General features: G+C 65.6%; 19 protein-coding genes. 9 read left to right on the top strand and 10 right to left on the bottom strand.

Features of this window, described 5'->3' with window-relative positions; translation table 11 throughout:
* Positions 1 to 199: 199 nt before the first annotated feature.
* From BLW84_RS30335 to BLW84_RS50425, 4 genes are all read left to right on the top strand, one after another.
* Entirely contained in the window at positions 200 to 1,498 is a 1,299-nt protein-coding gene (locus tag BLW84_RS30335; protein WP_093272204.1) for an MFS transporter, read from the top strand.
* 4 nt (positions 1,499 to 1,502) lie between these two features.
* Entirely contained in the window at positions 1,503 to 2,381 is an 879-nt protein-coding gene (locus tag BLW84_RS30330) for an NAD(P)-dependent oxidoreductase (protein WP_093272202.1), read from the top strand.
* 566 nt (positions 2,382 to 2,947) lie between these two features.
* Positions 2,948 to 3,298, top strand: coding sequence for a cupin domain-containing protein (locus tag BLW84_RS30325; protein WP_218157530.1), 351 nt, complete (start codon positions 2,948 to 2,950; stop codon positions 3,296 to 3,298).
* Positions 3,299 to 3,426: 128 nt separating this feature from the next.
* The gene (locus BLW84_RS50425; RefSeq protein WP_218157529.1) at positions 3,427 to 3,792 is read left to right on the top strand and encodes a carboxymuconolactone decarboxylase family protein; all 366 of its coding nucleotides are present in this window, start codon (positions 3,427 to 3,429) and stop codon (positions 3,790 to 3,792) included.
* A gap of 11 nt (positions 3,793 to 3,803) precedes the next feature.
* On the opposite strand, the gene BLW84_RS48510 is transcribed toward BLW84_RS50425, so the two are convergent.
* From BLW84_RS48510 to BLW84_RS30310, 3 genes are all read right to left on the bottom strand, one after another.
* The gene (locus BLW84_RS48510; protein ID WP_245761504.1) at positions 3,804 to 4,070 is read right to left on the bottom strand and encodes a zinc-binding dehydrogenase; all 267 of its coding nucleotides are present in this window, start codon (positions 4,068 to 4,070) and stop codon (positions 3,804 to 3,806) included.
* Entirely contained in the window at positions 3,955 to 4,635 is a 681-nt protein-coding gene (locus BLW84_RS49355) for an alcohol dehydrogenase catalytic domain-containing protein (protein WP_245761506.1), read from the bottom strand. Before BLW84_RS49355 ends, BLW84_RS48510 begins: the two co-directional genes overlap by 116 nt.
* A gap of 96 nt (positions 4,636 to 4,731) precedes the next feature.
* Positions 4,732 to 5,613, bottom strand: coding sequence for an alpha/beta fold hydrolase (locus BLW84_RS30310; RefSeq protein WP_218157527.1), 882 nt, complete (start codon positions 5,611 to 5,613; stop codon positions 4,732 to 4,734).
* Between the two features lie 742 nt (positions 5,614 to 6,355).
* Here BLW84_RS30310 and BLW84_RS49990 point away from each other — a divergent pair.
* From BLW84_RS49990 to BLW84_RS30290, 4 genes are all read left to right on the top strand, one after another.
* Complete coding sequence (locus tag BLW84_RS49990) at positions 6,356 to 6,481, top strand: hypothetical protein (RefSeq protein ID WP_281247466.1); 126 nt, start codon at positions 6,356 to 6,358, stop codon at positions 6,479 to 6,481.
* A gap of 482 nt (positions 6,482 to 6,963) precedes the next feature.
* Positions 6,964 to 7,638 carry a TetR/AcrR family transcriptional regulator gene (locus BLW84_RS30300; protein WP_093272331.1) on the top strand — a complete coding sequence of 225 codons (675 nt, stop codon included), beginning with the start codon at positions 6,964 to 6,966 and terminating at the stop codon, positions 7,636 to 7,638.
* On the top strand, positions 7,635 to 8,468 hold the full coding sequence (locus BLW84_RS30295; RefSeq protein ID WP_093272197.1) for a class I SAM-dependent methyltransferase: 834 nt from the start codon (positions 7,635 to 7,637) through the stop codon (positions 8,466 to 8,468). The genes BLW84_RS30300 and BLW84_RS30295 overlap by 4 nt, the downstream gene beginning before the upstream one ends.
* Positions 8,469 to 8,968: 500 nt before the next feature.
* Positions 8,969 to 9,526: an NIPSNAP family protein gene (locus BLW84_RS30290; RefSeq protein WP_093272194.1), complete on the top strand. Its 558-nt coding sequence runs from the start codon at positions 8,969 to 8,971 to the stop codon at positions 9,524 to 9,526.
* A 210-nt stretch (positions 9,527 to 9,736) separates the two neighbouring features.
* Here the strand turns inward: BLW84_RS30290 and BLW84_RS30285 are convergent, their stop codons facing one another.
* The 6 genes from BLW84_RS30285 to BLW84_RS30260 form a co-directional block, all read right to left on the bottom strand.
* Entirely contained in the window at positions 9,737 to 10,807 is a 1,071-nt protein-coding gene (locus tag BLW84_RS30285; RefSeq protein WP_245761490.1) for a glycoside hydrolase family 27 protein, read from the bottom strand.
* 491 nt (positions 10,808 to 11,298) lie between these two features.
* Positions 11,299 to 12,312 carry a LacI family DNA-binding transcriptional regulator gene (locus BLW84_RS30280; protein ID WP_093272191.1) on the bottom strand — a complete coding sequence of 338 codons (1,014 nt, stop codon included), beginning with the start codon at positions 12,310 to 12,312 and terminating at the stop codon, positions 11,299 to 11,301.
* Positions 12,313 to 12,334: 22 nt separating this feature from the next.
* Entirely contained in the window at positions 12,335 to 14,089 is a 1,755-nt protein-coding gene (locus tag BLW84_RS30275) for a glycoside hydrolase family 36 protein (RefSeq protein WP_218157525.1), read from the bottom strand.
* A 2-nt stretch (positions 14,090 to 14,091) separates the two neighbouring features.
* The gene (locus BLW84_RS30270) at positions 14,092 to 14,919 is read right to left on the bottom strand and encodes a carbohydrate ABC transporter permease (protein WP_093272185.1); all 828 of its coding nucleotides are present in this window, start codon (positions 14,917 to 14,919) and stop codon (positions 14,092 to 14,094) included.
* A complete protein-coding gene (locus BLW84_RS30265; protein WP_218157524.1) occupies positions 14,916 to 15,767 on the bottom strand; it encodes a carbohydrate ABC transporter permease in 852 nt (283 codons plus the stop codon). The genes BLW84_RS30270 and BLW84_RS30265 overlap by 4 nt, the downstream gene beginning before the upstream one ends.
* 74 nt (positions 15,768 to 15,841) lie before the next feature.
* On the bottom strand, positions 15,842 to 17,131 hold the full coding sequence (locus BLW84_RS30260; protein ID WP_218157523.1) for an ABC transporter substrate-binding protein: 1,290 nt from the start codon (positions 17,129 to 17,131) through the stop codon (positions 15,842 to 15,844).
* A 120-nt stretch (positions 17,132 to 17,251) separates the two neighbouring features.
* Here BLW84_RS30260 and BLW84_RS30255 point away from each other — a divergent pair, with 120 nt between their 5' ends.
* On the top strand, positions 17,252 to 19,348 hold the full coding sequence (locus BLW84_RS30255) for a carbohydrate-binding protein (RefSeq protein ID WP_218157522.1): 2,097 nt from the start codon (positions 17,252 to 17,254) through the stop codon (positions 19,346 to 19,348).
* Between the two features lie 407 nt (positions 19,349 to 19,755).
* On the opposite strand, the gene BLW84_RS48505 is transcribed toward BLW84_RS30255, so the two are convergent.
* Positions 19,756 to 20,043: hypothetical protein (locus BLW84_RS48505; RefSeq protein ID WP_218157521.1), on the bottom strand; the 288-nt coding region annotated here is incomplete at its 5' end.

The raw sequence follows: 20,043 nt of genomic DNA, 5'->3' as shown, positions 1-20,043 counted from the left end.
TCGCCGCACCCCTGGATGTCCTCCGCCGGCGCTTGGCGGTGACGACATCCGCCTGCCGAGATCCACACTGCTCATCGCGGCGATCTATCTCGTTTCGAGATTTCGCGTATCGCAACTTATCTCCGCCAAAGGGATGCGGGCGGAACCCGGACGAGTTGCACTAGCAGTGCCTCTCGCAACTTCCGGACGGAGTCGACACATGCCGCTGCCCATCCGCACGCAAACCCCCTCCGGGGGGATCTCGGCCCGCAGGCACGGTGCCGGGTTCTGGATGATCGCCGCGGCGTTCCTCACCGCCATGGCATTCTCGACCGTGCCGACCCCGCTGTATCCCCTCTACCAGGCATATGACGGCTTCTCGACGTTCACGGTCACCATCGTGTTCGCCGTCTACGCCGTCGGTGTGCTGGCCAGCCTGCTGCTCGCGGGTCACATCTCCGACTGGGTCGGGCGAAAGAAGATCCTGATCGCGGCACTGGGGCTCGAGGTCGCCGCCGCCGCGTTGTTCCTCACCGAGCCTTCGCTGCCGGTCCTGATCACAGCGCGCCTGGTCACCGGCCTGGGCGTGGGAATGCTCACCGCGACCGCCACCGCGCACCTGCACGAGCTGCACAGCGGGCACCGCCCCGGCGCCTCGCCGCAGCGCTTCGAGATCGTCTCGACCGCTGCGAACCTCGGCGGACTGGGCCTCGGCCCGCTGCTCGCCGGGACCATCGCGCAGTACTTCGGGGCACCGCTGTTCCTGCCGTACGCTGTCTTCGCCGCCCTGCTGCTGTTCAGCATCGTCGCCGTACTCCTCACCCCCGAGACGGTCGAGGTGCGTTCCGCCAGGCCGCGCTACCGGCCACAACGGGTCAGCACCGATCACGGCGACCCCGCCGGTTACCTCGCCGCCGCCGTCGCCGGTTTCGCGGCGTTCGCGGTCTTCGGGCTGTTCACCTCGCTGGCCCCGGGCTTCGTCGGCGGTACTCTGCACCAGCCCTCGCGCGCATTGGCCGGATTGATCGTGTTCGCCGTGTTCGGAGCCGCCGTGGTGGCCCAGACGCTCAGCAGCCGAGCGGATTCCCAGCTCCGGCGCCGGATCGGCCTGTTAGCGCAGGCGTCCGGGACCGCCACCGTCGCGATCGGGATGTACGCGGCGAACCTCCCCTCGTTCGTGCTCGGCGGGGTGGTTGCCGGCATCGGCACCGGGTTGCTGTTCAAATCCGCCATCGGTGCCGTCGCGGCCATGGCTGCACCGCCGAAACGAGGAGAAGCCCTCGCCGGCCTGTTCCTCATCTCCTACATCGGACTGGCCGTGCCGCCTCTCGCTCTCGGTGTCGCCACCCGCTACGCACCGGAAACCGTGGTGATGACCGCGTTCACGGTCGTCGTGTTCGCACTGCTCGCCATCGTCGGCCTGCTCAGCCGCAAGGCCGACCACGGCCTGAACCGGGAACCAGCCGCGAGTCCGCCCGACGGAAACTCCGAAATCGCGGCACAGCAAGGAAGGAATTGATGTCATGTCGAATACCCTCACCGTGAGCGTCCTGGGCACCGGGATCATGGGCGCCGCGATGGCCCGCAGCCTCGCCCGCAATGGGCACACCGTGCGCGCCTGGAACCGCACCCGGGACAAGGCCGAACCACTGGCCGCCGACGGCGTGCACATCGCTGACACCCCCGCCGAGGCGGTTCGGGACGCCGACGTCGTGCTCACGATGCTCTACGACGGTGCCGCCGTGCTGGACGTGATGCGGCAGGCAGCGACAGCACTACGCCCCGGCACCGCGTGGGTGCAGTCGACCACCGCGGGCATCGATGCCGTCGGCGAGCTCGCAGCTTTGGCCCACGAGCAGCGACTCGTCTTCTTCGACGCGCCCGTCCTCGGAACCCGCCAGCCCGCGGAGGCCGGCCAGCTCGTCGTCCTCGCCGCCGGACCCAGCGAGAGCAGGCAAGCCGTCATACCGGTGTTCGACGCCATCGGCACCCGCACGGTGTGGACCGGCGAGGACGGTGCCGACGCCGGTGCCACCCGCCTCAAGCTCGTGGCCAACAGCTGGGTCATCGCCGTCACCAGCGCCGTCGGCGAGGCTCTAGCCCTGGCCAAAGGTCTCGACGTGGACCCGCAAGGCTTCTTCGACATCATCAGCGGCGGCCAGCTGGACATGGGCTACCTGCATGCAAAAGCCGCCCTGATCCTGGAAGACCGCCTGACCCCACCGAGCTTTGCGGTGGCCACCGCCGCCAAGGACGCCCAACTGATCGTCCAAGCCGGAAAGCAGCACGGCATCCAACTCGACGTCGCCGAAGCGGGTGCACAACGCCTCGCCCGGGCGGCCACCCGAGGCCACGCTGACGAAGACATGGCCGCCGCCTACTACGCCAGCTTCGACACCTGAGCCCGTCTGCGTCGGACACTTCCACTGCTCCAAGATGGACGGACAGGGACGGAGAAGCGCAAGGTCGGCGTTATTGCGGTCAGCTCAGAACTCCGGCAACAAGATCCTCTCGATGCCGGCGGAACGGCAGTCGCGCAACCACCGGAATCCCAACTTCGCCGAGGAGCGCGTCCTCGTGTTCCACCGGGAGGCCGCATCTGCTCCGTCGACATGGTTCAGATCGCGGACGGCACCCTCTCAGGCTTGAGCTGTCACACCTGGAAGGGCTTCCTCGTCTACCTGGTGAGAAAGCAAAACAGGACCGACGGGGGAAGCTCGCGAGCAGGTGAGACCAGCTGCAGAGTTTCCTCGAGCCTGCGCGCGAACGGGCTGCTCGCCCGAATCAGCGCCTCTCTCCAATGAGGACTATTTACAAAATATCAACCGCGTCACCGAAGGCTGAACAGGAAACCAATCGTGATCGGAATGCGGATCGCTGGTGGCCTCCTGGCGTCGCCACGCTGGCCGGGGCCACGGCCTGCTCCCCCTCGACCCGGCCCGACGACGCCAAGGCACCGACCACCGCCATGGCATCGCAACCACCCGCAGAAACCCTGACGCCCCTGCTCCAGCAGGCCCTTCCGAACGTCCAGGGCAAAACGTTCACCTCGGCAGTCGTCGACTTCCCGCCCGGTGCACGGGCGCTGCCGCACCAGCACGGCGAGACATTCGTCTACGCCTACGTCCTTGAAGGCACCGTGAACAGCAAGCTCGACGACAACCCGGCGAGCTACCGCCAAGGCCAGAACTGGGTCGAGCAGCCGGGCGCCCACCACGTCCTCACGGAGAACACCAGCCGGACGGAACCTGCCAAGCTCCTGGTCGTCTTCGTTTCCAACACCGGCGACAACCTCAAAACCGACGACCCCCACCCATAACCCGGGTCGCCCAGCGGGCGGCAACGATCCTCAAAGGGGACGCTGCCTCCTGCCGGAGCACGAACTACCGCCACCGCGGCGCCTGGGGTGAATCCACGGTGCAGGCCACAGACCCGAGCGACGGAACCATGACGAACACGCAACGCGTCAACATCGGCAAGCAGCACCCGGCCGCCTACAAGACCCTCATCGCCCTGTCTGCGGAAGTGAAAGAGACCGCCGCCGCGGCGGGCCTCGACCCGCTGCTAGTCGAGCTGTTGAAGATCCGCGTCTCCCACATCAACGGCTGCGCCTTCTGCCTGCGAATGACACCCGCGACGCCCTCAAGAAGGGCGAGAACCCCGACCGGATCGCCGTCCTGCCCGGGTGGGAAGAGACCGGCTACTTCTCCGAAACCGACCGAGCCGCCCCCCTTCACCGCCACACGACTCGTTCGTGCGGGGCGCGCGACTAGTCCGTCCCGGCAACGACCGGAACAACGCCTTCGTTGGTGACAGGTGGCAGGTCATGCGTGGACGACGACCATCTTGCCTTTGGCTTCGCCGGCCTCCATCACGCGATGCGCTTCGCGTACGTCCTCGAAGTTGAACACGCGCGAGGGTTTCGCCTTCAGCCGGCCCGCGGCCACCTGCTCCGCGATGTTCTGCAGCGGCACATCAGACAGCGGGAAGCCCGGCCTGCCGAACACGAAGCTGGCGAAGAAGGTCAGATAGACCCCGCTCGCCATTTGCGCCAGCGGATTGAAGTCCCTGATCGGGTCGAGACCACCCAGCCAGCCCGCCAAGCAGGCACGACCCCCACGGCGCAGCATGTCCAACGAACTTGCGAGAGGTGCCGATAACGCGCACGCCGGCGTTGACCGCCAGGTTGATCGCGGCCTGGCCGAAGGCCGAGGTTGCTCCCCGGATGACCAACGTCTGTCCTGGGGTGATCTCCAGGTTCCGAAACAGGCACGTCCACGCGGTCGCGTAGGTTTCCGGGATGGCAGCCAGCTCGGCCCACGAAAGGTCGGACTCGATGAGCGCGACATTGGATGCAGGCGCCCGGGTGTAGTCGGCGTAACTGCCGTTGATGGTGCGCCCGAGCCCGCCCATCAGCGCCGCGACCTTCGCACCGACCGGAAACTCACCACCAGGGCACGAGTCCACCAAGCCGACGCACTCGATGCCACTGACCGGTGCGGCCTCGGCCCACTCCCCCCGGCGCATGTGCATCTCGGCGTGGTTGAGACCGAACGCCTTGATCTCGATGACGACCTGACCGGCCTTGGGCTCGGGCAGATCCGTGTAGACCAGGCAGTCCGGTCCACCGAATTTCTCGATAACGATTGCTTGCATGACCATCCCCGCCCTCAACATTAGCTCGGTCACCTACCGCCTGGGCTGCTGCGCTGACGGCTTCCTGCGAATGGTCATTGAGGACCGCAGAGGACATCACGCGCTCGCGGGCGATTGGGAGTTGACTCGCCCGAGGAATCCGTGCACGTAGCCCGTGATGGTGTCTAGTTGGGTCTCCAGTGCGAAGTGACCGGCGTTGAGCAGGTGGATCTCGGCGTTGGGTAGATCGTTGGCGAACGCGCGAGCGCCTTCGGGCGCGAAGATCCCGTCATTGGCTCCCCACACCGCCTGCAGTGGCACCTGGCTGTTCCGGAAGTATTCCTGCAGCCGTGGGTAAAGGGCGCGGTTGGTGGCGTAGTCGCGGAAGAGCCGCAGCTGGATTTGATCGTTGCCGGGCCGTTGGATCAGGGCACAGTCGTGCGTCCAGGTGTCCGGACTGACCAGGCTCGGGTCCGCTACACCGTGCAGGTACTGCCAGCGGATTGCCTCCATGCTCAGCGCTTCCCGGACGGCCGTCTCGGTTTCGGGCGTGGGCTCGGTGGAATATGCCCACACCGGTGCCCAGAAGCCCTCCACAAACCCTGCCTCGTAGGCGTTGCCGTTCTGGCTGATGATCGCGGTGATCCGCTCGGGATGGGCCAATGCGAGCCGCCATCCGATCGGGGCCCCGTAGTCCTGAACGTACATCGCATAGCTGCCCACCCCGAGGCGGTCCAGGAGCTGGTCGACGATCGCTGCCAGGGAGTCGAAGGTGTACTCGAACTGCTCAACCGAGGGCGCGTCCGACTCGCCGAACCCGAGGTAATCCGGGGCCATGACGTAGTAGCGGTCGGCCAGGGCGGGGATGAGTCGACGATACATGTACGAGCTGGACGGGAACCCGTGCAGCAGCACGAGGGCGGGAGCGTCCGATGGCCCGGCCTCCCGATAGAAGATCGCGTGGCCATCGACGGTGATGGTTCGGTGATGCACGTCCATCTCTGCCTCCATCGTGATCCAATAGGGGCACGGACATCGCCAGGTTGCCCGCGGTCGAGAAGGCCCACTCGAGTCTTTCGTCCCAAATCACTCCGGCCTTCGGAGGCTTCGATCCTCTGTGGATCCGGCTTGGCATTGGTAGTCAGCGATACGGCCATCACCATCGTCGTCGCGCGACGATGACCCACCCCAGGCGGGCCCACAGCCCACGTATGCAAACAGCCCGCAGTGCCTTCGACGACAGTGCCGACCTATGGCTCGCATCGTAAGAGATGTGAACGCACGCATCGGCTCCCGCAGCTTCGCCGACCTGGCGGGCGTCGTAGTGCTCTGGGCCTCGGCATTTCCGGCCATTCGCATCGGGGCGGCCGGGACCGTCCTTGCACTGCCTTTGTTTCCGGCGACATTGCGCGCCGTCGCCGGTGCCCCGTCGGGGGCGCTCGTATTGGCGGTGTATCTCGGTCTTGCCCCGCTCCTGGGTTCGTCTCTGGGGCTACGCCGTGGCCCGGCTGCCGCTGACTGTCTCCGCAGACGCCTTGTACCTGGTGCCGCCGATCGCGCTCATCGTCTCGTTCGTGTGGCTGCCCGAAGTTCCCCATCCGGTGCTCGGCGAGCCCCGCCTGAACAAGCCACGGGCCCCGGCCCCGGAGTCAGTCCAGCTTCGGATCTTCCTATTGATCACGGGTACCTACACGCCCCGCGCGATGCTGGCCTTGTCGTCAACTCTCGTTCCCGTCTTGTCATGGAGAATTCGGGCCTGTCCTTCGTCCGGAACTTCGCTGGGGACTGGCCGGAGGCGATCGAGGGCTCCGAGCACGGTGAAGTCGAGTACGAACCCACCCGGACCGAATGGGAACTGCCTCGGTAGACGTCAACGACCCAGTCCACAACTCTTGACAATTCCACCGTTTGGTATTGGTGGCATTAGTCGGTTCGGCTTCAGCGGGGATGGGTCTGCCCCGTCTGCTGGGACACTTTCGCCGCCACCGGCCACTGCTCGTCTCGTTGCAAGCGCGTCGCCTTCGACCGCAGACGCAAACCCAACCAGGCCAGCAACGCACGGCCAACCGAGCAAATCCAGGCTCCGGCCCAGCGGCCCGAACCCGCCGCCGAGCAGGTCTGCGCCCATGGCCGCGGCTCCATCACCATCGTCGCCCTGCTCACCACACCCGAAGCCGCACGCCCTCGACTCCGCGCCGCCGCGCCCGACGGAGAGATCCCACTCCGCGTCGCTCCCGCATGCCGCCGTTAACGACGATCATTGCGGGCACAAACGGGAGCTCTCGTCATAGGGGACGCTTCGATGACCTGGCCTTGCCGGTGGCTGAACGTGTGATTAGTATCCTGAGCATGAGTTCAGCCAGTCCGGATGGTCCGCCTCCGGAGGACCTGACAACACAGGCCAGGATCCGCAACGTCGCCATCGCGCATTTCGTCCGAGACGGCTTTCAGAAAGCGAACATGCGGGCGATCGCTGCGGACGCCGGGGTGAGCATCGGTTTGATCTTCCATCACTTCGGGAGCAAGGCTGGGCTTCGGGACGCATGTGACGAGTACGTGCTGCGCGTGCAGACCAGACGGGCCCATGCCGCGGGGCGTCCCGAGATGGTGCAAGGGCTTCTCGGTGAGTACCTGTCCAGTCCGGGTGAGTACCAGTTGCTGGTGCAATACCTGGGCCGCGCGATCCAGGAGGACTCGCCCGTCGCTACCTCCATTGTGGACATGATGGTGACCGAGTCTGAGGAGATCTTGAGGGCCGGAGTCGCCGACGGCACGATGCATCCGTCCTCGGATCCGCGCGCGCAAGCCGTGCTGGGCATCGTGTTCAGCATGGCTGTGCTCACCATGCCGCCAGCGCTGGCACGTGCCCTGGGCCACGAGAAATTCGGGCCGGAAGTGCTGCGCCGGCTGTCGGCGCCGACGCTGGAGCTTTTCACCCGCGGCCTCTACACCGACGAAACCCTCCTCAAGAACGCCGAAAAGGCATGGCGCCAACAGCCAGTGGAAGAGGACGGAAACACATGAGCATCACCCTTCCGGAGCTCACGCCGACGCAGGAGAGTCTATTCCTCACCCTCGGCATCTCGGCGCTCGACAGCCGCCTGCCCCGGCCGTTCCTCGGCGACCCCATGGCCGATGAGATTCTCAAGGCCAGCGGATACGACCTGAGGAGGTTCGCCCTGTTCCGGAGCGAGCGGCTCGACCCGAAGACCAAGGTCTTCTCCGGCGCCGTGCGGGCCAAGCACGAGGACGAAGTGGTGACCCGGTTCGTCGCGGCACATCCGGACGCGGTGGTGCTGGATCTGGGCACCGGGCTGGACACCCGAGTGTTCCGCACCGACCCGCCGCCCACGGTGGATTGGTACGACATCGACTTCCCCACGGTCATCGACCTGCGGCGGCAGCTGGTGCCGGAACGAGAGGGCGTTCACCTCGTCGCGGCCGACCTGACCGAGCCGGGCTGGCTGGCGGACATTCCAGGCGACCGGCCGACCATGATCGTCCATAACGGTCTGGTGCCGTTCCTTTCCATGAGTGACTACCAATCGCTGCTGCTGCGGCTGACCCGCCACTTTCAGAGTGGGGAGATGGCGCACAACAGCTACACCAGGCCCGCGGTCTGGACGTTCAAGCGCGTCTTCGGGGATGTGCCGGGCATCGGGTTCAACGATCCGCGCGCACCCGAACGCTGGGTCCCCGACCTGAAGCTGGTCGAGGAGATCTTCAACGTGCGGTCACCCGAAGTGGCCGAGATCGCGACATCGCCGGCTTGGCGACTGATGCTCGGTGCGATAGCGAGCAGCACCATCCTGTCCCGTCACCTCGAGGCCACTGTGCTCCACTACCGCTTCTAACCTTCGACCAGACCGTCGTAGATAGTGCGCCGGGACCGGCTCAGACTCCCCGCACAAGCGAGTTGCGAGGAGCATGGTTTCCTCGCTGAGTTCACTTCATTGGATTGCGCCCCAGTGTCTTTCGGGCCCGGTTGCGGAGACATTCGTGCAAGTACCGAGGCGACTACGTACTCGGGGCACGTGCGTAGTTCGCCGGCTGCCGCAGTAGTGGCAACTGAGGCGTCGTAGCCTTCTGGGACGCGACAGCAGCCGGTACACATCGTGGCCAACGCGCTGTCACCCCGCTTCTGTCAACGGCGGCCGATTGTGGGCTCTGGCAGGGTTTCCGTGAATCTGGCCCGGGGCTCAGTCGCTGAGCAGGATGCGTTTGCGGAGCAGGTCGGTCCGTGAATCCAACCGCGGGTGGCACGTCTGATTCCTCGAGGACCTCGGCCAGCTCGACGCCGGCCTGGCCGGTTGATGCCCCGGAATTGTCGGGAGGGTCCGCTACGGTCGCGGTCATGACGGAGCAGGTGTGGTGTGGCGTGGTCGAGCTGCGGCAGTACATGCTAAAACCGGGGCAGCGGGACGTGCTGATCGAGCTGTTCGAGCGTGAGCTCGTCGAGCCGCAGGAAGCGCTCGGCATGCGGATCATCGGCACATTCCGCGACCTCGACGACCCGGACCGGTTTGTGTGGCTGCGCGGGTTCGCCGACATGGCGGCCCGCCACGCCAGCCTGACCGGCTTTTACCACGGGCCGGTCTGGGCCGAGCACCGGGAAGCCGCGAACGCCACCATGGTCGACTCCGACGATGTGCTGTTGCTGCGGCCATGCGGGCCGTTCACGCGACCGAAAACGCCCGGGAAGCCAGTCACCGTCACCGTGTCCGATCGCCACGTCACGGGCAGCCAGGTCGTTGCGACCTTGCGCAGCGAGCATGCGCCCAACACGTTCCCGGCGTTGCCGGTCCGCGAGAATGAGGACGTGGCCGTCACCGTCGCCGTGCAGGACAACAGTCCCGAGCCGAGCCCGGAGACTCTCCGCCTGGAGCCGACCGCGCGGTCCTGGCTGCGCTAGCGCACCTGCCGGAAGAACGATCGGTGTCTTCCGTCGAGCGCCGGATTCCTGGGGGCTCGTCGAGTTCGTGCGCGAGCAATGTCATGAACAGGCCCGGCCAGGGCATTGCCCAGGCCGGGCCTGTCCACCGGCCGGTGTTGACCGGTATCGGCGGTCACGCGCGTGATGAATTGGGAGAGAAGGACTCCACCTGCGAGTATTCGTGCGAGGTCACTGCTGCGGCGCCACGCGGACCAGCACCGTGCCGTGCGCCGGAACGTCGGCCGAGATCTCACCGTTCGCAGTGGAGTCCGCGTGCTTCCACAAGTCGCGGACCGTGTAAGAGTCGGCGACCGGCAAACCGACATCGGTGGCCTTGGTGGAAATCTCCACTTGCTCGTCGGTTTCGTTGAACAGGGCGACCACCCGGGAACCGTCCTGCATCTCCTTGCTCACAACCCAGCGGCCGCCGTCCTGGGAGATCACCTTGCCCTGCTTGCCCAGCGGGTCCTGGTCGACGGCGATGACCTCGCGGTTGCCCAGGATCTCCATCGTCGCCTCGTCCGCGTGGCGCAGGTCGGAACCGATCAGCAGCGGCGCAGCCATGATCGACCACATCGAGAAGTGCGTGCGGTACTCGGTGTCGGTCATCCCGCCATTGCCGACTTCCAACATGTCAGGGTCGTTCCAGCGGCCGGGACCCGCGTACTCGTCGAGCTCCAGGTTCGCCTTCATGATCGACAGCATGCTGTCCCAGCTGTCGCTGATGTCACCGGTCGTGCGCCACAGCTGGCCGAGATCTCCCGCCCACTCCCAGGGCTTGTTCTCGCCCCACTCGCAGATGCTGTAGACGATGGGACGCCCGGTCTCCTTGAGCGCGTTGGCCATGTCGGTGTAGCGCTTCTGGTCGTCGACGCCCCAGTTGTTGCAGTTGTCGTACTTGAGGTAGTCCACGCCCCAGTCCGCGAACTGCTGGGCATCGGACTTCTCGTGGCCGAGCCCACCGGGGAAGCCGTCCACGTTGCAGGTCTTCGTACCGGCACTGGTGTAGATGCCGAACTTCAGCCCCTTGGAATGGACGTAGTCGGCAACGGCCTTGATGCCATTCGGGAAACGCTGGGGGTCGGGCACCAGCTTGCCGTCCACGTCCCGCGCGGGAAGCGCCCAGCAGTCGTCGAGGTTGACGTACTCGTAGCCGGCGTCCTTCAGCCCCTTCTCGACGAAGATGTCGGCGATCCCCTTGACCATCTCCTCGTTGAACTCCGGCCCGCAGTGGGTCGTGTTCCAGTTGTTGAATCCCATGGGAGGCGTCAAAGCGAGACCGTCACCGCCCTCAGCGGGGGCGGCCTGCGCAGGACCGGCCAGCGACAGTCCCGCACCGCACAGCACTGCGACGGTCAGGCCACCGAGCAGTCTGTTATGAGCACGAGTCCTACGTCGCCTCGGAGATTCTTCGAATGGGCGCTTCGCAAGCTTCATTGCCACTCCTCATCGAGGACATGTCAGCATAGACCTACATTCACACACATCACCGATCAACGGTCAACATAAATAGACTAGTAAAATTGGGCGACATTCACCGGAATTACCACAGCGAAAGCAGGGTGAACATCAGAGACCGAGACGAAAACCCCGTGACTGACAGAAGATCCCACCATCTTCCGCGCACGCGGCGGAGTCGGCGACGTCAACGTGAGCACACAGAGAGCGTGTTTATTTATGTTCGATTGGTGACGGCGCGGGCGTCCAACAGCACGGAATCCTCGGCCGTCGGGACCACGTCGTGACCGTGATCACCGCCGGGTGCGCGGAATAGTCGGCGGGGGTCCGGTCGTAGACCGGATTACCAGTTCGGGATCGAAGAGGAGTTCGCCGGTGGGTACGTCGCGACCGCTGACCAGCGACAAGACACTCCTGCCGACCTCGAGCGCCAGCCGGTCCCCCGGCTGACGGACGGTCGTCAGCGGAGGATCGACGAATTCGGTGATCATGGAGCCGTCGTATCCGACGACGGAGACATCATCGGGCACCGCGTATCCCTGCCGGCGAATCCCGCGGATCGCACCGAGGGCCATGTAATCACTAGCCGCGACGATGCCGGTGGCACCGAGTTGCAGTAGCTCCTGCGCGGCGGCCTGACCGCCCTCGACCGAGTAGGACTGCCGTATCACCAAGCGCTCGGCATCCTTGCTCCCCCGCTGCTCCATGGCAGCGAGGAACCCCTGCACCCGACGGTCGGCCGGACGGTTGCCAAGCGGGCCGGAGGCCATGCCGATGGCACGGTGACCGAGCCGGTGCAGATGGTCTACAGCCAGCTCGGCGGCCAAGATGTCATCGGTGGAGTAGACGGGGACTGGCACCTTGTCGGCGAATTCGCCATTGACACCGAGGTAAGGGATGCGGCGGGCACGCAGCATTTCGTAGGTCTCGGTGTCGGCGCCTTCCACCGTGTTGGAGGAAGAGAGGAACACCACTGCCGCGATGCCCTTGTCGACGATGGAGGAGATGAACTCCCGCTCTTGGACACCACCGGGAAAGGCAGGGCAGAGCACCGTCTTGAGGCCGTGTGGTGCGAGAGTCGCCTCGATGCGCTCAGCGACGTCGGCGAAGAAGGGGTTGGAGACGTGTTCGGTGATCACCGCGACGAGCTGCCCCTCCACGGCACGCTCGTAACCGAGTTCTGTCATGGCCGCTTCGACCGCGTCTCTGGTTTTCCTCGCCACTCCCTGACGGCGGTTGAGGACCCGGCTGACAGTCGCCTCACTCACACCCGCACGCGCAGCGATCTCAGTGATGCCGACCTTCATTCTCTCCCTTTCCCGTGGCGGGTCACGTGGTCTTCGTCAGCAGCGCCAGTCCCATCCTCGGGACCGGAATGCTGTGCAGGCCGGGTACGAGTGACATCCGGGTCCGCTCGATGATACGTCCGTCCGGGCCACGGACATCGACCTCCACCTGGGCTCCCGAGTCCTCCACATCGACGACCAGCCGGTTCTTGGTCGTCGCGTTGACCAGGACCGTCTCCCGTTGGGTAGCAGGCAGCACGGGAATGGCGCGGTCGTCGTGCGCGGACAGCACGTGCACGCCGTCGGACTCGGCCCTGACCAGGGTATAGAGCTCGTCGGGGCGCCCGGGATCGACTGTCCCGTCGAGCAGTTGGGGCCGCAGGCGACGCCACTGGGCCAACCAGAAGCGGACCGCCTCGGCCTGCTCCGAGGTGAGCGCGTCGAGGCGGACGGAGACCTGCGGTACCGAGTGCAGGGCACCGATGAGTTGCCTCGCGGCCGCCTCCACCGGGGCGGACGTGTCCCACAGCAGCGGGTCGGAGTGAACGGCGCCTCCCACGGCGAGCAGGGACGTGTCGATCGTGCGGACGCGGTTGGCGGTGGAGTCGGCTGGGCAGTCGAAGGACCTGAGCATGTTGCCGAAGGCTGCCATGCCGGGGCCGACGTAGGGTTGGCGCAGCTCCAGGAGCAGGTCGGAGCGTTCCGCGAGCAGCGCGCCGCGCAGTTCGGTGAGCAGAAGCTTCAATGCCTGCCCGACGTCACCGCGCTCATCGCCGGCGTAGACCATGACTTCGTTGAGAAAGTCGACTTTGAGGCCGTCGAGGCCGTGGTCGCGAACCAGGCGCAGGCATGTGCCGACGACGTGGGTGCGCACTTCAGGGTGTCGGGGATCGAGGACGTAGGCGCCGGGGACCGTGGCGGCGACCGGAGCGAAAGGGGCCCATTCCTCGTAACAATCCGCCTGGGGGCCGAGGAGCAGCGGAGCGACCCAGATCATGTAGCGCAGTCCGCCGCGTACGCGTGCGACGTGGGCGGCGAAGTCCGGGAACTTGTCGGTGTCGGGGATCCAGTCGCCGACACCGGCGTAGCCGCGGCCGCTGCCGAAACGCTGCCAACCATCGTCCAGGATCAGCGTGCCGAAGCCCATGTCCGCGGCGAGTTCGGCCTGCCGCTCGACTTCCGCTGCGTCGATCTGCTGGTTGAAGGCGTACCACGTGCAGTACAAGGGCAGCCGAGCCGCCTCCGGAACCGGCATGGGCGCAGGCATCTCGGTCTCGTACCATCCACGCAGCGCACTCAGTGCGGAAGCCACCGACGGGCTTCGGGGCACGAAGAGGAAGCGATGCGGCGTGTCGGATGCCGGGAGTTCGAGGTGCACCACGTGGGTGTCGTTCTCCTCGGACACCCCGAAGCGCAGCGAGACCTCCGGAACCGGGTCGGCGGCGGCGAAGGTGAGCAGAGTGGCACCGGTGTAGTCGTAGAGGCAGCCGACGGCCAGCCCGTCGATGAGACTGACCCTGGACCGTCCTGCCCAGTCGGCGACGAGCGTTCGGCTCCAGCCCGCCTTGGGGTGCCAGTAGCCGACAGCGTCATCGAGCGGAACCGACAGCCGGATCTCGACGGCGGCGCCAGGGGATTCGACCTGCAGCATTCTCAGGCCGCCGGGAAGTTCGGACAGCGTCCAAACAGGACCCGCACCGGCAGCGAGAACCGCTATCTCCACCGTGTCGAGCAGCGGTTCGAAAGGAGCCGGGGCCAGTTCAGCGGTGGTGACAGCCTCAGCGGACAGGATGCTCACATTCACTCCTTGACGGCTCCGGCGAGCAGGCCGGAGACGAAGTGGCGTTGGAGGGCCAGGAAAACGAATGCCATGGGAATGGCAGCGATGGCGGTTCCGGTGAGGATGGCGCCGTAGTCGGTGTCGTCCAGTCCTTGCAGGGAAGCGAGTGCGACGGGGATCGTGTAGGAGGCGCTGTCGCGGAGGACGATCAGCGGCCAGATGAAGTCGTTCCACTGGAAGAGGAAGAGGAAGATGGCCAGGGCGGCCAGAGCAGGCTTCATCGGCGGAAGCACGACACGCAGGAAGATGCGGAACTCCCCGCAGCCGTCCATGCGTCCGGCGTCAAGCAGCTCGTCGGGAAGGGCGGCCATGGACTGGCGCATCAGGAAAATCCCGAAGGGCAGTGCCAGGTTGGGCATGATCACGGCCTGGTAGGTGTTGAGCCACTGCCACTCCGCCATCATCTTGAACAGTGGGACCAAGGCGACTTGGTTGGGGACGACCAGACCCAGCATCAGCAGACCGAACAGCCAGTCACGCCCTTTGAAGTGGTACTTGGCGAAGGCGTAGCCGGCGAGCGTGCACACTAGGCCCGCGCAGAGGGTGTAGCTGCCCGCGATGAGCAGGGAGTTGAGCACGACCTGACCGAAGTGCGCCGTCTCCTGGAGACTGGAGAGGTTCTGCGTCAGGTGTCCGCCGGGTAGCAGCGGTGGAGGGGAGCCGAAGATGTCGGCACTGCTGTGGGTGCTGCCGATGACGACCCAGTAAAACGGAAGAACTACTGCTGCGAGAGCGATGGCCAGCCCGGACGTGAGCAAGATGCTCTTGCCACTCGAGGGTTGCTTCATGACTTCCCTCCCAGGACCCGGAACTGAATCAGGCCGAGGACTCCGATCAGCACGGCGAGTACATAGGCGATGGCCGAGGCGTAGCCGAAGTCGAAGTAGGTGAAAGCGTTCTGGTACAGGTACACGCCGATGGTGAGCGTGGCGTTGTCCGGGCCGCCGCGGGTGAGGACGTACGGCTCGTCGAAGATCTGCAGGGTGCCGATGGTGGAAAGCACCGTGGTGAGCAGGATCGTCGGCTGTAGCCCCGGGAGCGTCACATGCCGGAAGGACTGCCAGGCGCTCGTACCGTCGACGGCAGCGGCGTCGTAGAGCTCGCTGGGGATGGTCTGCAGTCTCGCGAGCAGGATGACGGCGTTGTAGCCGGTGTAGTGCCAGGTCAGTACGAGGCCCAGGGCGATCTGCGCCCACAGCGGGTCGGCGAGCCATGGCACCTCACCGACGCCGATGAGCGAGAGCAGCCAGTTGACCAGCCCGTACTGCTGGTTGAGGAGTATGGAGAAAATGATTCCGTAGGCGACGAGGCCGGTGGTCATCGGCAGGAAGAACCCGAGGCGGAAGACCGAACGCGCCCGCAGGACAGTGGAGTTGAGCGCGACCGCCAGACCGGTGGCGAGCGCGAGCATCAGCGGCACCTGGATCATCAGGATGATGACGGTGTTCTGCAGGGCGGTCCAGAATAGAGGGTCGGCGAACAGCCGGGCGTAGTTGTCGAAGCCGACGTAGGTGTCGACCCCCTCGACCGACTTGAAGAGGCTGAGGACGAACGACCAGCCGATGGGGTAGAGCTTGAACGTGGCGAACAGTATCGCGGCGGGCAGGATGAACGCGTACGGCGCGAGACGGCGCACGCTCGGACGCGCCCGCGGGCTTCGCCCCGCTCTCTGCGGCGCGGGCGCGGTGTGTGTTTGCGTGGCAGACATGGTCATTGGGCCACCTTGCGTGCGGTCTGCGCGGCCAGTTGGTCAGCGGCTCGGCGCAGTTCGGTGGCCGGGTCGGCCCCTCGGAGCAGAACCCTGGTCTGTGCGTCGGTGACCGCTTTGAGCGCGCGGGCGTAGTCAGAGGTGTAGTTGAAAGCTTGGGAGTCGGTGCTGAGCGCTTCGTAGAAGATCTCGCCTTTCTTCTGACCGCTGAAGAATGTCGACGGTTGGTGGAAGAAGGGGTCCTCGTACGCCGCCAGCAGGGCCGGGGCAATGCCCTTGTTCTTGTAGATCTCAACCTGGGACTGAGGCCGGGTGAGAACGAACTCTACGAAGTTCCAGGCAGCGGCCTGTTGGTGGCTGGTGCCGGAGATGGCGAGGTGGGTGGAATTCACGGTGGCGACGTTGGTGCCGCCGGGCCGGACGGCGGGCGGCAGGCGCACCCCCCATAGTCCGGCCTCGCCGGGAACGGCTTCCTCGATTTCGTCACCGAACCAGGTCGGCCATGGCAGTACCGCCGCGGTACCGCTCTTGATCGAGCTGATCAGGACGTTCATGCCGCCAGAAATGTCGTTCACCAGGCCGGCGTCGTTCATCCGCTTGATGAGCGTCATGGCTCTCACAGCTTCGGGAGAACTGACCATGATCTCGCCGTCGAGATTGAAGTACGTGGAGCCCTGCAACTGGAGCAGCAGCTGGAAGAAGTTGGCCGAGTCCTGTTGCGAGGCGGGCTTGTCGATGCCGAGCAGGTGCTTGCCGGTCTTCTCCTTGATCTTCAGACCGGCCTCGATGGCGTCATCCCAGGTTTCGAGGGCAGCCACGTCCACACCGGCGTCCTCGAAAACGTCGGCACGGTAGTAGAAGCCGCCCGAATTGGCTTCCCAGGGCAGCGCGTCGATCCGCGATCCCTTCGGGGAGACCGTCCGCCAGAGACCTTCAGGGAAGGCTGTCCGGTACTTGCCCGCACCGAGCGCACTCAGGTCGGCGAGCTGCCCGGGGAACCGGTCCGTGTATGCGGGCAGGTAGTCGACACCGATGTGCAGCACGTCCGCGAGCCCTGCGCCACCAGCCGCCATCGAAGTGGTGATCTTGTCCCAGATGGCCGGATTTCCGATGTCCTGGACCGTGACCTTGATGCCCGGGTACAGCTCGTTGAACTTCGGTACCAGAGCCCGCATCTCAGCGGCCGGCCCCGCCCAGCTCCATACCGTGATATCGCCCTTCGCCGGGTCACCGGCCGAGCCGACACGCGCCTCAGAGGAGCAGGCAGCGAGGCCGCTCAGACCTGCGCTCACGGCGAGAGCCCCGCCAAGTCCCAGCACTCTGCGACGACTCATGTTCATGCTCAACCACCTCTGCCCGTGGCTCGGATGCCGACCTCCCTCGGGAGCAGGTCCGGCGCAGGGAGGCTAACAATGAGCCGAATTCACTTGCAATATTTCAATGAAAACTTTCTGCTCGATCCCACCAACCAGACCTGCATGGCCCTTGAAAGCCTGTGGGTCGGACGGTTAACTTTCGGCCACCCGTCCTCCACCTCCTGGAGTGAGCCAGCCATGAGACGCCCCCCGTCCGCACGCCTTGCGACCATCGCCGCGCTTGTCACCCTGGCCCCGCTGACTCCACTGATCCTGGGGGATTCAGCCGCGGCGGCATCGACACCACTCAGCATCGAGAACCCCGGATTCGAGGAGGGAACCGCAGGCTGGGACGTCACTTCCGGTGCCGGAGTGGCCACCAATCAGCCCCACGGTGGCGCAAAGTTGGCCTACCTCGACGAGGGAGACGGAAAGAAGGTTTCGCAGAGGATTACGGCACCAAGTGATGGTGTTTACGACTTTTCAGCCTGGATCGCCACGGGGGGTGCCGGCGGGAAGTTCGTTGCCCGCGTCAATGGCACCACGGCTGGATCGGTGGACCTGCCCAGCCGGCCCACCTATGCCCGGTACACCCTCAGCCGGATCGCGTTGAAGAGCGGCGACGAGCTGGAGCTCGCCTTCGAATCGGGCAGCGGCTGGGTCAACGCCGACGACCTCATGGTCTCGCCCGCCGCGCCCGTCGACCCCGTGGTCTCGTCGTCTGACCCGAAGATCGTCGAGATGTTCGACTGGTCGAAGCGCAAAGCCAACAGCTGGGTACAGCAGCCGGGCACGAACGGACCGCTCAACGTCGACGAGCGCAACCCCACGGGCACCGGTACGGGCGTCTACGGCTTCTCCTACTGGGCCGGCTACGCCCATCGCAGCGGCTACTACTCACGCGACATGGCCCACCAGATCAGCGGCGCCTCGGTCCTCGGCTTGAGCGACGCGAACAAGGCCATGCTCAGCGCGTTCGCCGCGTCCGCGACCGACGAGCACAACTACTACCCGGTGTGGTCCGTCAACTTCGACAACAAGACACCCCTGTCCATCGACTACGTCAGCCCCAGTTCCTTCGTCCGCGAGGTACCAGCCACCTTCGAACTGGTCGAGAAAGCGAACGAGGCATACCGCTGGAGCGGAGACGGCGCCTACGTCGACGACAGCACGCTCTGGGACTTCTACCGCCACGCGACGAAGGAGTTCGTCGAGCGCCACGACGGCAACAAGCCCAACGGCGTCGCGGAGGGCACGGGCAAGGGCATCTTCGCCGGAGCCGCCAGCTACAACGAGGCGAGCGACGAACCGCTCGCCGAGGCAGGCGACGCCATCGGGGCCCAATACCAGGCTTACCGGGCGATGTCCGAGCTGGCCGAGAGCAAAGGCGACAACGCCCTGGCCGGGGAGTTCCGGAAGAAGGCCGACGAGCTAAAGGAATACTTCAACTCCACCTGGAGCGGTTCCGGTTCGGGGGAGTCCATGATCCGCGCCTACACCACCGACGGTGAGCCTCTCACCGGCTGGGGCAAGGAGAACAGCTGGTTCATGCCCATGAAGCAGATCATGGATCCGGGTCCGCGCACCGACGCCTACCTGGATTACATCGACGAGCAGGCCAGCGGCAGCGGGAAGCCCGCGAACATCGAGGCGATCTCCTACCTTCCCGACACCTTCTTCGCCTACCAGCACAACGACACTGCCTGGAAGTGGATGCAGTACGTCTACGACAAGCGCAACGACCAGCATCCCGTTACCAAGCAGGGCCCCAACGGCGACTATCCCGAGGTCTCCTACACCTTGCTCAGCCAGACCGTCGAGGGCCTCATGGGTGTCGAGCCCAACGCCCCGGCCAAGTCCCTCAGCACCCAGTCCCGCATGCCCTCCGACATGGACTGGCTGCAGATCAAGGAAATCAAGATCGGTGGCAACACTTTCACGCTGCGCCACGACGGGGCGATCAAATCGGCCCTGACGAACGACACGGGCTCCGACAGCTACATCTGGCAGGCCCGTTTCCCGGGCGAGCACTCCACGATCAAGGTCGACGGCAAGGACCGGCCGGCGAAGACCGAGGAGATCAACGGGAAAACCTACAGCTACACCGAGGTCTCCGTCGCTCCGAACCAGACCGCCACTGCAGAAGTCGCATAGGAACATCGTCCCCTGTCGGCCATCGACGAGGTGGCCGACAGGGGAATCCGGCGCGATCTGGCAACTCGGACGGTGGGGGTCGAAGCGCGGTGGCGTTGCCCTGGGCATCGAGGGGTGCGGTCCACAGCACCCCGCCTGGCAGGGAGATCGCGCGAGAGACAGCCGCCGCGTGCCGTGCTCGGGGAACGCCAGCGCGTACAGCCTCCTACCCAGCACGGTGTCGACGCGCAGGAAGGGCACGGCATCCCGCGATCGTTGAGCTCCCGCGCGATTCCAGCCATGCTGCGTCCCGCGGCCCCGCATCGGCAAGCCGATACCCATGCGGCGGCCGACCCCCCAGGAAACGTCCTTGCGTACAGGCTTGCGTACGCATCGCCGCCAACATCCGATGCCTCGCCCGCAACACCTCACGCCGCGACCGCGAAGGTCAAGTCGAGGTGGATTCCCTGCGGCCCGTCCATACAGGACCGTACGGATACCAGCGGAACATCACGCCGAACCTGGCCATCAACCGAGCGATCGTAGGTGCGGCTCGTGGGGTCGAACCGTGTGGTGATGGCAGCGAGCAGAAATGCGCGGAGGCTGGAATGGACCCGTCCACTCCAGCCTCCGCGCATTTTCAGGCCGTCTTCGCCGGAACCAGGAGCATGCACGCGGCGCCGAACACGGCCGGTACGGCGAACGCGTAGAAGTTG

Source organism: Saccharopolyspora shandongensis (genome assembly GCF_900106995.1).
GTDB classification, from domain to species: Bacteria; Actinomycetota; Actinomycetes; order Mycobacteriales; family Pseudonocardiaceae; genus Saccharopolyspora; species Saccharopolyspora shandongensis.
This window is presented reverse-complemented; position numbering and strand designations above follow the sequence as displayed.

Bases quoted from the DNA above. Each gene is read 5' to 3' on its own strand.
- BLW84_RS30335 (WP_093272204.1), top strand. From the start codon at position 200: ATGCCGCTGCCCATCCGCACGCAAACCCCCTCCGGGGGGATCTCGGCC.
- BLW84_RS30330 (WP_093272202.1), top strand. From the start codon at position 1,503: ATGTCGAATACCCTCACCGTGAGCGTCCTGGGCACCGGGATCATGGGC.
- BLW84_RS30325 (WP_218157530.1), top strand. From the start codon at position 2,948: ATGGCATCGCAACCACCCGCAGAAACCCTGACGCCCCTGCTCCAGCAG.
- BLW84_RS50425 (WP_218157529.1), top strand. From the start codon at position 3,427: ATGACGAACACGCAACGCGTCAACATCGGCAAGCAGCACCCGGCCGCC.
- BLW84_RS49355 (WP_245761506.1), bottom strand. From the start codon at position 4,635: ATGCAAGCAATCGTTATCGAGAAATTCGGTGGACCGGACTGCCTGGTC.
- BLW84_RS30310 (WP_218157527.1), bottom strand. From the start codon at position 5,613: ATGGACGTGCATCACCGAACCATCACCGTCGATGGCCACGCGATCTTC.
- BLW84_RS49990 (WP_281247466.1), top strand. From the start codon at position 6,356: ATGGAGAATTCGGGCCTGTCCTTCGTCCGGAACTTCGCTGGGGACTGG.
- BLW84_RS30300 (WP_093272331.1), top strand. From the start codon at position 6,964: ATGAGTTCAGCCAGTCCGGATGGTCCGCCTCCGGAGGACCTGACAACA.
- BLW84_RS30295 (WP_093272197.1), top strand. From the start codon at position 7,635: ATGAGCATCACCCTTCCGGAGCTCACGCCGACGCAGGAGAGTCTATTC.
- BLW84_RS30290 (WP_093272194.1), top strand. From the start codon at position 8,969: ATGACGGAGCAGGTGTGGTGTGGCGTGGTCGAGCTGCGGCAGTACATG.
- BLW84_RS30285 (WP_245761490.1), bottom strand. From the start codon at position 10,807: ATGGGATTCAACAACTGGAACACGACCCACTGCGGGCCGGAGTTCAAC.
- BLW84_RS30280 (WP_093272191.1), bottom strand. From the start codon at position 12,312: ATGAAGGTCGGCATCACTGAGATCGCTGCGCGTGCGGGTGTGAGTGAG.
- BLW84_RS30270 (WP_093272185.1), bottom strand. From the start codon at position 14,919: ATGAAGCAACCCTCGAGTGGCAAGAGCATCTTGCTCACGTCCGGGCTG.
- BLW84_RS30255 (WP_218157522.1), top strand. From the start codon at position 17,252: ATGAGCCGAATTCACTTGCAATATTTCAATGAAAACTTTCTGCTCGAT.